At 72.4% G+C, this 11,764-nt stretch carries 13 protein-coding genes; 2 read left to right on the top strand and 11 right to left on the bottom strand.

Annotated features, from left to right (window positions below; translation table 11 throughout):
• Nucleotides 1–39 precede the first annotated feature (39 nt).
• From hisS to ACLJPY_RS21960, 8 genes are all read right to left on the bottom strand, one after another.
• Nucleotides 40–1,329, bottom strand: coding sequence for a histidine--tRNA ligase (gene hisS / locus ACLJPY_RS21995; protein WP_410591054.1), 1,290 nt, complete (start codon nt 1,327–1,329; stop codon nt 40–42).
• Between the two features lie 23 nt (nt 1,330–1,352).
• On the bottom strand, nt 1,353–1,742 hold the full coding sequence (locus ACLJPY_RS21990; protein ID WP_410591053.1) for a hypothetical protein: 390 nt from the start codon (nt 1,740–1,742) through the stop codon (nt 1,353–1,355).
• An 85-nt stretch (nt 1,743–1,827) separates the two neighbouring features.
• Nucleotides 1,828–2,994, bottom strand: a complete 1,167-nt coding sequence (locus ACLJPY_RS21985; RefSeq protein ID WP_410591051.1) for an amidohydrolase family protein — start codon at nt 2,992–2,994, stop codon at nt 1,828–1,830.
• Between the two features lies 1 nt (nt 2,995).
• Nucleotides 2,996–4,105: an MAB_1171c family putative transporter gene (locus ACLJPY_RS21980; RefSeq protein ID WP_410591049.1), complete on the bottom strand. Its 1,110-nt coding sequence runs from the start codon at nt 4,103–4,105 to the stop codon at nt 2,996–2,998.
• Complete coding sequence (locus tag ACLJPY_RS21975; protein WP_410591047.1) at nt 4,102–4,623, bottom strand: hypothetical protein; 522 nt, start codon at nt 4,621–4,623, stop codon at nt 4,102–4,104. The genes ACLJPY_RS21980 and ACLJPY_RS21975 overlap by 4 nt, the downstream gene beginning before the upstream one ends.
• A complete protein-coding gene (locus ACLJPY_RS21970) occupies nt 4,620–5,048 on the bottom strand; it encodes an XRE family transcriptional regulator (protein WP_410591045.1) in 429 nt (142 codons plus the stop codon). Before ACLJPY_RS21970 ends, ACLJPY_RS21975 begins: the two co-directional genes overlap by 4 nt.
• A 298-nt stretch (nt 5,049–5,346) precedes the next feature.
• On the bottom strand, nt 5,347–5,799 hold the full coding sequence (locus ACLJPY_RS21965) for a flavodoxin family protein (RefSeq protein WP_410591044.1): 453 nt from the start codon (nt 5,797–5,799) through the stop codon (nt 5,347–5,349).
• Complete coding sequence (locus tag ACLJPY_RS21960) at nt 5,799–7,430, bottom strand: phospho-sugar mutase (protein WP_410591042.1); 1,632 nt, start codon at nt 7,428–7,430, stop codon at nt 5,799–5,801. The genes ACLJPY_RS21965 and ACLJPY_RS21960 overlap by 1 nt, the downstream gene beginning before the upstream one ends.
• A 30-nt stretch (nt 7,431–7,460) precedes the next feature.
• On the opposite strand from ACLJPY_RS21960, the gene ACLJPY_RS21955 reads away from it, so the two are divergent.
• Nucleotides 7,461–8,624 (top strand): glycosyltransferase, encoded by a 1,164-nt coding sequence (locus ACLJPY_RS21955; RefSeq protein ID WP_410591041.1) that lies wholly within the window; start codon nt 7,461–7,463, stop codon nt 8,622–8,624.
• Between the two features lie 66 nt (nt 8,625–8,690).
• On the opposite strand, the gene ACLJPY_RS21950 is transcribed toward ACLJPY_RS21955, so the two are convergent.
• Genes ACLJPY_RS21950 through ACLJPY_RS21940 form a run of 3 tightly spaced genes read right to left on the bottom strand, consistent with a single transcriptional unit; the run spans nt 8,691 to nt 10,908 of the window.
• Nucleotides 8,691–9,470, bottom strand: a complete 780-nt coding sequence (locus tag ACLJPY_RS21950; RefSeq protein WP_410591039.1) for a purine-nucleoside phosphorylase — start codon at nt 9,468–9,470, stop codon at nt 8,691–8,693.
• Nucleotides 9,467–9,886, bottom strand: coding sequence for an ABA4-like family protein (locus tag ACLJPY_RS21945; protein ID WP_410591037.1), 420 nt, complete (start codon nt 9,884–9,886; stop codon nt 9,467–9,469). The genes ACLJPY_RS21950 and ACLJPY_RS21945 overlap by 4 nt, the downstream gene beginning before the upstream one ends.
• Nucleotides 9,883–10,908 (bottom strand): hypothetical protein, encoded by a 1,026-nt coding sequence (locus tag ACLJPY_RS21940; RefSeq protein ID WP_410591036.1) that lies wholly within the window; start codon nt 10,906–10,908, stop codon nt 9,883–9,885. The genes ACLJPY_RS21945 and ACLJPY_RS21940 overlap by 4 nt, the downstream gene beginning before the upstream one ends.
• A 112-nt stretch (nt 10,909–11,020) precedes the next feature.
• Between ACLJPY_RS21940 and ACLJPY_RS21935 the strand changes: the two genes are divergently transcribed.
• Nucleotides 11,021–11,647, top strand: coding sequence for a MerR family transcriptional regulator (locus tag ACLJPY_RS21935; RefSeq protein ID WP_410591034.1), 627 nt, complete (start codon nt 11,021–11,023; stop codon nt 11,645–11,647).
• Nucleotides 11,648–11,764: the final 117 nt, after the last annotated feature.

Below are 11,764 nucleotides of genomic sequence, written 5' to 3'. Positions count from 1 at the left end.
GCGAACAGGCTGCCGAGATCCAGCACAAGCCGAACCGGTTCAGCCCAGGAGGGCTCGCACTGCCGCGGGGGCGTCGGCGATCGCGACCGGGTTCTGCTCCCGCGTCGCCAGGCTGCGGACCGTGACGTTCCCGGCGGCCCAGTCCTCCTGGCCGACGATCACCACCGCCACCGCGCCCGCCTTGTCCGCGCGGGTCAGCTCCTTGCCCAGCTTCCGGTGGTCGATCGGCGTCGACGTCCGCAGCCCGGCGGACCGCAGCGAGCCGGCCACCGACCGGGCCGCGTCGAAGAGGTCCTCGGTCACCGGGATCACCATGACGTCGACCTCGCTGCGCGGGGCCGGGGTCAGGCCGTGCGTGTCGAGGAAGTCGATCAGCGTGACGTCGCCCATGCCGAACCCGATGCCCGGGATCTGCTGCGGCGTGAACATCGACGCGAGGTCGCTGTAGCGGCCGCCGCCGAAGAGGGCGCGGCGGTTCTCCGGCGAGGTGTCGAAGACCTCGAACACCGTCGACGTGTAGTAGGCGAGCCCGCGCACGATCATCGGCTCGTACTTCACCAGCGAACCCGCGCTGCTGTTCAGGACGCGGACCAGGTTCGACCGCTCCCGCACCTCGGCCGGCAGCTCGTCGAGCAGCGCCTCACCCGCGTCCAGCGTCTCGGCCAGCTTCGCGAACTGCTTGTCCGAAAGCCCGATCTCGCCGGCGTTCTCGGCCAGCTTCTCGCGCGGGTACTTCTCCCACCGGTCGACCAGCGCGAACACCTGGGCCAGGTGGTCCGCCGACACGCCCGCGACGTCGGTGAGCGCCGACGTCAGCAGGTTCCGGTCGTTGACGCGCAGCACGAACATGTCCGGCGACGCGCCCAGCGCGGCCATCATGTCGTGCACCAGCTCGAAGATCTCGATCTCGCAGTTGGCGCTGTCCGAGCCGAAGATGTCCGCGTTGATCTGCCAGTGCTCGCGGACGCGGCCGCGCTGCGGCGCCTCGTACCGGTGGCAGTTCGGGTGGCTGTACCAGCGGACCGGGAACGACAGCGACTTCGCGCTCCCGGCGATCATCCGCGCGACCGACGGCGTCATCTCCGGCCGCAGCGCCAGCCGCCGCCCGCCCTTGTCGGTCAGCGTGTACAGCTGCTTGTCGGCGATCTCCTGGCCGGACTTGCGCTCGTAGATCTCGGCCGATTCGAGGATCGGGCCGTCGTAGCGGAGGAAGCCGCGGCGCTCGAGGACGTCGTAGAGATGACCGAACACCTGCGTGCGCACGGACATTTCGGCGGGCAGGAAGTCCCGGGTCCCCTTGTAGGGCGCGGTCGGCAGGTATTCAGGCACGTCACCAGCTTAACGACCGGCGCTCAGGCGAAAGCGACCCCGTACGCGGTGAGCAAGGTGGCCGCGGCCAGCAGCAACGCACCGGCGGACGTCACGCGGCCGCCGAGCCGGCCCCGATCGGGCAGCAGGTGGAGGAAGAATCCACCCGACTGGGCGAGGATCCCGAACAGCAGCAGGAAGCACGCGACCCACAGCGCCGGGTCGGACAGCGTCGTCCGGCTGAGGAGCTGCAGCGCGACCAGGGCCAGCACCAGCAGGACACCGGCGTGGGCGTGGCCGGCGCGGAACATCGCGCGCTGGTGCTCGGTGAGCTTGCGGTCCCGCAGGACACCCAGCAGCGCGTAGCCGCCGTACATCACGGTCGGCAGCGAGACCAGGGCGATCACCGTGAACAGCTGGGTCGGTCCGTGCATCGGGAGCTCCTTCGGGGCGGGGTAGCGCTACAGTAACACTGTTTTAAAACGTTGTCACCAAAGCAGGCATTCCCCGATCGGGGAGCTAGGCGGGACGGCCCTGGGCGAGCACCAGCAGCGGGTTGCGCAACGCGGCCAGCGACGCCAGCGGGTCGCCTTCGACGACCAGGACGTCCGCCGCCAGCCCGGCTTCGAGCCGCCCGGTGACGGCACCCAGGCCCAGTCCGGCCGCGCTGTCCTCGGTGGCGATCTCCAGGATCCGGCGCCGGGAAAAGCCGAGCCATTCGTACAGCTCCAGCGCGCCCACCGGGTCGTCGAACACCGAGCCCGGCAGGCCCGCGTCGGTTCCGGCGAGCAGCCGGACGCCGTGTTCCTCGAGCCACGGCAGCCGCCCGTACATCGCCTGGGCGGCGTCGTCGCCGAGCTTCTCGACGATCACCCGCCAGTTGCGGCTGCTCGTCGAGCACGCCGAAATCCCGGCGGCCGCCATCCGCTCGGCCACGTGCTCCCGGCGGTCGAAGGAGCGGGGCCCGGTCAGGAAGCTGCAGTGCTCGACCGTCGACACCCCGGCCTCGACGGCGGCCTCGATCGCGTCGGCGCCGTGGGCGTGCGCCGCCACCGGCAGCCCGTGCGACGCCGCGTGGGCGACGATCAGCGCCAGCTGCCGCGCGTCGAACTGCGACTCCCACATGTCGGCGCCGCCCTCGGTGATCTGGCCGCCGCTGGCCATCACCTTGATCACGTCCGCGCCCGCGGCCGCGTTGGCGTCGATCAAAGCGCGGATTTCGTCGTCTGACGCCGTTTCGCCGCCGAAGAAGTGGCAGTGCCCGCCCGGCACGGTGATCGGCGGCCCGGACACGAGCAGCCGCGGCGCCGCCGCACCCTCGAACGACCGCCGGACGGCGGCACCGAGGTGGCCGCGGTCGCCGAGGTCCCGCACGGTCGTGACGCCGCTGCGCAACATCGCCGTCAGCCGGGACCGCGCGCCCTCCAGCGGGTCTTCGCCGTCGGAGAAGCGGGCCAGCATTTCACGGGAGGCGTCGAACGCCAGGTGCACGTGGACGTTGCACAGCCCCGCCAGCGCGGTTCCGGTCGGGAAGTCGTGCCGGGACGCGTCCGGCGCGGCCTGCGCGACGACGTCCGCGCGCGGGCCCGCCGCCACGACCACGCCGTCGCGCACGAGCACGGCGCCGTCGTCGACCGGAGTGGCGGGCCGGGGCAGCACCCGGCCGGCGGTGATCAGCGTGTCCACGTCACTTCCCGTTCGCCAGCGCGGCCGACAGCGCGAGCAGCGGCCGGACGTCGGATTCGAGGTCGTCCGCCCCGGCCGGGAGGACCTGTTTGGCGCGGCCGTCACTGGCCTCGCCCTCGGCGTGCCGCCGCAGCGCCGCCTTCAACGCCGCCGCCGCGGCACCGGGATCGGTGGCGACGACGTCGCCGAAGTCCGCGTCGAGGTACGGCGAGAGCTGCACGAGCCCGTCCCGGATCTCGATCACCCGGCGGTAGTGCCCGCGGTGGACGCCACCGCGCCCTCGCGGCGGGGTCCGCAGCACGATGCTGGGGAACGCCTCGACCAAGACCGTCCACAAAGGAGCGAGCGCCCGGTGTTCGCGCCGGTGCTGTCGCCGCCGCCGCAGCGCCGACACCCGGGCCCGCAAGCCGGGATAGGTGACACCGGCCAGGAACAGCATCCCGCCGACGACCACGAACGGCACGCCCAGCAGCAGCAGGACCTTCACCACGGGCCCGAAGACCCACGCCACCACGATGTACAGCGCGCGGAAGACGCTGCCGGCCGCCGCGCTCGCCATGCCGATCGCGCTCAGCCGCAGGCCGATCCGCAGGTCGCGGTCGGCCACCCGCTGGTACCGCACGATCCAGGCGGTGCAGGCGGCCAGGCCGTAGATCAGGTACAGCCCGGCGCCGAGGTAGAACACCGCGATCCGGCTGTCGTGGATCGTCGACGGCCCCAGCGGCAGGCCCCGCAGCGGCGGCGGGGTCAGGCTCATCGCGACGATCATCAGCGTGATCGCCGCGGCCAGCGGCACCAGCTCCACCGCCACCCGCCGGTACCGGCGCGGGCCCAGCGCCGAGCCGAGGAAGAAGATCACCAGCGCGCAGATCCCGCAGGCCAGCAGGGCGTTGTTCGCCACCCGCGCCGCACCCGCACCCAGCAGCGCGTCGACGTCGTCGGAGAGCTCCGGCTGCTGCAGCAGGAACGCCGCCGCGAACCCGGCCACGCAGGCGGTGACGGCCCAGTTCGGCACGGTCGGCGCGCGCGTCACCTGGTAGACCCGCCACGCCAAAGCGGCGGCGAACAGCACCAGTGCCAGCAGGTTCACGGGGCTGAACAGCGTGCTCACAACCACCCTTGGTGATCGCCGAGCGCACCCTGGATCCGGCGGAGGTCCCGGTCCGCGGCGCGCCGGGGGATCGTGTAGTTCAGGACCGACGCCCATTCGAGGATGATCGTCGCGACCGTCTCGGCTTCCCACTCGTGCGCGTCATCGTAGGACGAGCGGCGCAGGGCGCGGTGCACGGCATCCGGGTCGAGGCCCGCCGCCGGGCCGCGCAGGAAGTCCGCCGGCTCGGCGTCGCCGTGCGGGTGGTGGTCGGCCAGCATGTGCCCGAGCTCGTGCAGGATGATGTGGTCCTGGTGGGATTTCGTCGTTTCGGCCTGGTAGAAGATGTAGTCCGCGGACGAAGTCGCGATCCAGCAGCCGAACGGCCCGGGCACCTCCAGCGGGTACGCCAGCAGCCGGATCGGCCGCCCGCGCCGCTCGCCCAGCCGCGCGCACAGCACCTCGACGTCCAGCGGCGGCCCGATGTCCAGCTCCTTGAGCAGCTTCCGGCAGCGGCGGCGCAGCTCGCGCTCCTTCATCGCCCGGTGTTCCCCGGGCTCCAGCCCCCGCCGGCCTCCGGGTCCCGGCCCTCGCGCTCGGCCCGCTCGTAGCGTTCGACGAGCTCCAGCAGGTCCATCACCTGGCGACGGCCCTGCGGCGAAAGCTCCTGCGCCCGCATGGCCATCAGCTGGGCCTCGCCCGCGGGCGCCGCGGCGGCTTCTTCGTCGAAGAAGTACGTCACCGGCACGCCGAACAGCTTCGCCAGCGCCTCGACGTAGTGGATCTTCGGGTTGACCCGCTTGCCCGTGGCGAGCTGCTGCAGGTAGGCGGGCGACATCGCCGGGCCGCCCGCGCGCTCGACGGCCGCGGAGATCTCCCGGTAGCTGTGCGGTGCGCGGCCGTCCACCCGAGCGGCCTCGATCAGGGCGCTCAGGCGCTCCGCGAAAGTGCGTTCCCGTGTCATCTCCACCCCCTGGGAGTCCCGCCGCGGAAATTCTAACCGCAGACCACTGTACGCACTTGTTGACAGCTGTCGTATGCAGTGGTTTACAGTTGGCTCGCCTCTCGCCTGGCTCTCCGTGCCCTGGGGGTGTACGGAACAGCCCAGGCGAGAGGTTGTCGTGCCTTCGACTCGTCATGATCGCACCGTCTGTAGTACGCTTCACAGGCCAAGGTTGATCGCCTCTCGGGGCGAACCCTTGGCCACGGCCTGTTGCCGGAGGTCGACCCCCAGGGCTTCCGGTGACAGGCCCCTTTACGTTTCAGCCCATCAGCGTCGCGGCCAGCGTGCCGCCCAGTTCGGTGCACGCCTCAAGGGTCTTCTTGTCCGGTTCACCCGTGCTGATGACCGGTTTCGCCGCTTCGGCCCACGCCAGGCCCGTCGTGATGGCCAGCAGCTGCCGCTGCGTGCCCGAAGTGTCGCTGTTGCCGTGAATCCAGTACCCGAACGGGCGACCACGCGTCTCGTCCAGGCACGGGTAGTAGATCGTGTCGAAGAAGTGCTTCACCGCGCCGCTCATGCTGCCCAGGTTCGCCGGCGTACCCAGCAGGTAGCCGTCGGCGGCCAGCACGTCGGAGGCGGTGGCCGCCAGCGCCGCGCGGCGGACCACCTCCACCCCTTCGACGTCCGGGTGCGTCGCGCCCGCCAGCACCGCCTCGAACAACGCCTGCGTCGACGGCGACGGCGTGTGGTGCACGATCAGCAGCCGCGGCATCAGGCGAGCAGCTCCTCGACGTCCGCGCGCAACGCCGCCAGCCGCTCCTGCGCCGCGCCGCGAGCGTCCGCCAGCGCGTCCGTCACCGGCGCCACGACCTGCAGGTACGCCTTCAGCTTCGGCTCGGTCCCGGACGGCCGCACGACCACCCGCACCCCTTCGCCGGTCAGCCGCACGACGTCGGCGTCCGGCAACAGGTCTTCGAGCGCCACCTCGACCCCGCCGAGCCGCGACGGCGGCATCTGGCGCACCTTCGCCATCAGCTGACCGCGGACGGCGAGGTCGGTGACCCGCAGCGAAACCTGGTCGGTCAGGTGGACGCCGTGGCGCTGCGCCAGCTCGTCGAGCACGTCCAGCGGCGTGCGGCCCTGCGCCTTCAGCTGCGCGGCGAGCCCGGCGGCGAGCGTCGCGGCGGCGATGCCGTCCTTGTCGCGCACGAAACCCGGGTTCACGCACAGGCCGAGCGCTTCTTCGTACGCGAAGACCAGTCCTACGCCGGCGCGGACCAGCCACTTGAAGCCGGTGAGCGTCTCGGCGTACCGCGCCCCTTCGGCCTTGGCGATTTCGCCGAGCATCGACGACGACACGATCGTGGTGGCCACCAGCGGGTCCGGCAGCGTGGTGCGGTCCACTGTGGACAGGACGTACGAGCCGAGCAGCACGCCGGTCTCGTCGCCGCGCAGCATCCGCCACCGCCCGTCCCGCTCGCGCACGCCGAGCGCGCACCGGTCGGCGTCCGGGTCGAGGGCGATCGCCAGGTCGGCGTCCACATCGGACGCCAGGGCCAGCAGGAGGTCCGTCGCGCCCGGCTCCTCCGGGTTCGGGAACGACACGGTCGGGAAGTCCGGGTCCGGCGCCGTCTGGGCGCCGACCAGGTGCAGGTCGGTGAACCCGGCCCGCTCGAACGCCGCGCGGAGCGTGTCGGCGCCGACGCCGTGCAACGCCGTCGCGGCCACCCGCACCGCGCGCTCGTGGCCCAGCGGCAGCGTCGCGACTTCGTCGAGGTAGCGGGGCAGCAGGTCGACGACCTCGGCGCCGGGCGCGCGCGGCACGTCGGCGGCGGGCGGCGCGGCCTCGATGGCGCGCTCGATCTCGCCGTCGGACGGCGGGACGATCTGGCCGCCGGTCGCGTCGTAGAGCTTGTACCCGTTGTCCGCCGGGGGGTTGTGGGACGCGGTGACCTGGATCCCGGCCACCGCGCCGAGCCGCCCGACGGCGAACGCGAGCACCGGCGTCGGCAGCGGGCGGGGGAACACCTTGACGTCGAAGCCGGCCGCGGTCAGCACCTCGGTGGCGGCGGTCGCGAAGGCTTCGGAGCCGTGCCGCGCGTCGCGGCCGACGACGACCAGCGCACCGGCGTGCCCGTGGCCCTTCAGCCACTGCGCGACCCCGGCCGTCGTGCGGGTGACGACGGCGACGTTCATCCCGTTCGGCCCGGCGCGCACCGGGCCGCGCAGGCCGGCGGTGCCGAATTCGAGGGGGCCGGCCAGCCGGTCGGCGAGGTCCTCGGCCGCCACGGGGTCGTCCCCCGCCCGGTCCAGCAGGGCCTCGAGTTCGGCGCGGGTGGCGGGGTCCGGATCGGCGGCGATCCAGCGGGAAGCGGCGTCACGCAGGGTGGAATCCGATGTCACCGCGTCAGCCTACGGGCTATGGTCGGGTAGGTGCGCTTACTGTTCACCTCACTGGGGTCCTTCGGTCACACGTTCCCGCTCGTCCCGCTGGCGGTCGCCGCGCGCGACGCGGGCCACGACGTCGTCTTCGCCACCTCGGAAGATTTTCTGCCGCAGCTGACCAAAGCCGGGCTCGAGACGGCGGCCGCCGGGCCCGCCATCAAGGACGCGTTCGGGCAGGCGTTCGCCGAGTCCGGTCCGCCCGGCCCGCGGCGCCCGCCGGGTGAAATCCCGCGCGAGGAGCTGTTCCCGGTCGTCGCGAAGGTGTTCGGCGAGCTGATCCCGAAGCGGGTCTTCGCCGACCTGCTGCCGGTGTTCGAGCACGTCCGGCCCGATCTGGTCGTGAGCGAGGTGGCCAACTCCGGGGGCGCGTTCGCCGCGCTCAAGGCGGGTGTCCCGGTCGTGGCGCACGGTTTCGGCCGCGTGTCGACCGGCGACCCGATGACCACGCAGATCCGGGACGCGATCCGCGAGCACGGTGCCTCGCTGGGCGTCGAGATCGGCGAGGACCTGGCGTTCGGCGGCCCGTTCGTCGACATCTGCCCGGAGTCGGTGCAGGACAGCGGTTTCCTGGCCCGCACCCACCGCGTGCCGCTGCGCCCGGTCGGCTGGAGCGAGCCGGGCGAGCTGCCGGCGGGCGTGCTCGACGAGCGGCGGCGTCCGCTGGTCTACCTGACGCTGGGCACGGCGATGGGCCACGCGGGCGTGCTCACCGAGGCGATCGCCGGTCTGTCCGGTTTGGACGTCGACGTCCTGGTCGCCACCGGCCCGTCGCTGCCCGACGACGCGCTGGGTGACGTCCCGGCGAACGTCCGGCTCGAGGCGTGGGTCCCGCAGGCGGCGCTGCTCCCGCACGTCGACCTGATCGTCCACCACGGGGGCAGCGGCACCACGCTCGGCGCGTTCGGCGCGGCGCTCCCGCAGCTGCTGATGCCGCAGGGCGCGGACCAGTTCACCAACGCGGACGCGGTCCTCGCCGCCGGCGTCGGCGACCGCCTGCTCGGCGCCGAGGTCACGGCCGAAGCGGTCGCCACCAAGGCCCGTCACCTCCTGACGGACACCGCGGTCCGCGACGCGGCCCGCAGCTTGGCCGACGAAGTCGCGGCCATGCCCTCCCCGGCCGAGGTGGCCGCCCAACTGCCCACCCTGATCTGAGTTCCGGCCCCGATCACACGAGTTCCGGCTTGGATCACGCACGTGCGTGATCCAAGCCGGAACTCGTCAGGCGCGGGTGACCAGTTCCCGCAGCAGGGAGCCCATCTTGGTCGCGGCCGCGCGGCCCGCTTCCAGGACTTCCTCGTGGTTCAGCGGCTCGCCGGTCATGCCCGCGGCGAGGTTCGTCACCAGGGACAGGCCGAAGACCTCGACGCCGGTCGCGCGGGCGGCGATCGCCTCCAGCACGGTCGACATGCCGACCAGGTCCGCGCCCAGCGTGCGCAGCATCCGGATTTCCGCCGGCGTTTCGAAGTGCGGCCCGACCAGGCCCGCGTAGACGCCTTCTTCGAGCGACGGGTCGATCTCGCGGGCGATGTCCCGCAGCCGCTTCGAGTACAGGTCCGTCAGGTCGACGAAGTTCGCGCCGACGATCGGCGAGCGCGCGGTCAGGTTCAGGTGGTCCGAGATCAGCACCGGCTGACCCACTTCGAAGCCCTCGCGCAGGCCGCCCGCCGCGTTCGTCAGCAGCACCGACCGGACGCCGGCCGCGGCCGCGGTGCGCACGTTGTGCACCACCGGGTCGATGCCCTTGCCCTCGTAGAAGTGCGTGCGCCCGAGCATGACCAGGACGTTCTTGTCGCCGACCTTCAGCGAACGGATGGTGCCGCCGTGGCCCACCGCGCCGGGCGTGGTGAAGCCGGGCAGCTCGGCGAACGGGATCTCCGTCTCGCACTCCCCGATGACGTCCGCCGCCGGGCGCCAGCCCGACCCGAGGACCACCGCGATGTCGTGCGCGTCGACGCCGGTGCGCTTGGCGATGGCGCTCGCGGCTTCTTGTTCACTCATACGAGGGAGCGTAACCGGACGGCTCGCACCACCAGGAACACCACCAGCCCGAACGGCGAGAGGAAGATCGTCAGCAGCAGGATCGGGCTGACCAGCCACGGCGAGATGCCCCGCGCCCGGCCTTCGAAGTACATCCACCGCGCGATGAACAGGTCGAACGCGATCAGGTGCGCCCAGACCAGCCCGGCACCCCACGGCGTGCCCAGCAGCGTCTGCAGGACGCCGAGGTCGGGCCGCAGCATCGCCCGCCCCCACTCGCCGAAGTGCGGCAGCACGAGCGCGAAGTAGCAGACCAGCGGCAGCAGCGGGACCCACGGCGACTTCATGATCCGCTCGGTCCACCGCCAGTTCGGCGCCAGGACCAGCAACGCCCAGAACGGCGCCGCGAGCGGAAAGGCCAAGCTGAACAGCGTCATCGGACGGCCGCCCGCTCGGGCGCGCGCAGGACGGCCAGCGCGCCGAGCCCGACCGCGGCGACCAGCAGCGCGAACGCCCCGAGCGTCGTCGCGTCCGGGTGCACGATCGACTGCGCCCGCAGCGCCTGCCAGGTGACCAGCGCGATCAGGCCCGCGTACCCGGCCGCGCCGAGCAGGACGAGCCGGGCGCGGACGACGTCGTCACGCAGCCGCGGGAACCGTGCGGCCAGCGCGGCGAGCGCGATGGCGAGCAGGGGCAGGGCCTGCAGGGCGTGCATCCCGACGAAGTGCGGGATCCGCAGGTCGCCGCCGGCGGTGCTCCAGCCGAGGATCGGCAGGCCGGGGCCGCCGTCGGCGAGCCCGACGGTGTGCGCGCCGACCACGTCCCGCGGTCCACCGGCTTTCCACTGCGCGTGCTGCTGCGCGGTCGGCGACGTCATCAGGACGCCCAGCGAGATGCCCACGAGGGAGAGGATGGCACCGGCCCGCACGGCCCAGAAGCTCGCCCGGTCCGCCACCTTCGTGAACATCACCAGGACGGTCAGCGCGAGGGTGGCGACCCAGAGCGCCATGATCATCTTGCCCATGACGTCGTAGATCAGGGCGTCCTGCGGCGTGGCGTTGTTGAAGTGGCTCGCGCGGCCGCGGGCCGCTTGGAAGACGAGCAGCACGTACTCCGCGGCGAAGATCGCTATGAGGAAGTCGGTCAGCAGGCTCGCGGTGCGCCGGAACCGCGGCAGCAGCGAGACGAGCCAGCTCCAGGTGGCGAAGAACAGCGAGCCGGAGACCGCGAACTTGAACGGCTTGGCCCAGATCGGCGCGCCGGCCAGGATCCGCTGGTCGAGGACCATGGCGGCCACGCACAGCACCGCCACCACCACCAGCCCGGCGGCCGCGAGCGCGGACGGCCGGTGCCACGTGTGCGTTCTGGTCCGGAGATCGGCACGGCGCTTCTTTTCGGGGGTTCCGGGTGGCGGAGCCCCCGGCCCGGGGCGAAGCCCCGGAAGGCGCAAGATGGTCATGGTTCCTCCCAGAATGGATAGTCAAGCTCTCCGTTTTGGGAAGTTAAACTATCCATGCTGAGAAGTCTTCAGGGTTGTCCCCGAGGCGGACCCCGGGATCGGAGCGGAACGCATGCGGATGGCCGAGCTGAGCGCCGAGTCCGGCGTGCCGGTCGCGACCGTCAAGTACTACCTGCGCGAAGGCCTGCTCCCGCCCGGCGAGCGCACCAGCCCGAACCAGGCGCGGTACTCCGCGGCGCACGTCCAGCGGCTGCGGCTGATCAGGGCGCTCACCGAGGTCGGCGGGCTGTCGCTGGCCTCGGTCGGCGTCGTGCTGAACGCGATCGACGGCGACGAGACGCCGCACCGCACCATGGGCGTCGTCCAGCAGGAGCTGGCCGGGCCCGCGCCCGCGGTGTCCGACGAGGCCGCCGAGTGGGCGGCCGCCCGGCTGGCGGACCTCCTGCGCCGCCACGGCTGGAAGGCGCACCCGCCGGAGCACCGCATGATGGCCAACCTCGTCGCGGCGCTCGCCACGGCCAAGGAGCTGGGCCAGGAGAAGCTGGTCGGCCGGCTCGAGGAGTACGCCGGCCTGGCGATGCGCGTCGCGGAGGTCGACGTCGAAGTGGTCAGCGGCCTGACGTCCTACGACAAGATCATCGAGACCGGGCTGGTCGCCACGGTGCTCGGCGACCGGATCTTCGCCGGCCTGCGCCACCTCGCCCAGGAACAGGTGTCCCGCGAGGTCCTCGGCGGTTAGACCTGGTCTCGAAGCTCGGCGTGTCGCCAGGGTGAACCAACGGCCCGCCCCTGGCTCCGCACCGCCCGCCGGTGGGCCCGGCCCGACGGACCGGAGGTCTGTCAGGGAGACTGGGGG

It is taken from the genome of Amycolatopsis sp. lyj-23 (genome assembly GCF_046549135.1).
Classification (GTDB): Bacteria; Actinomycetota; Actinomycetes; order Mycobacteriales; family Pseudonocardiaceae; genus Amycolatopsis.
Note: the sequence above shows the minus strand (reverse complement) of the source record. Positions and strands in the feature narration are given on the sequence as shown.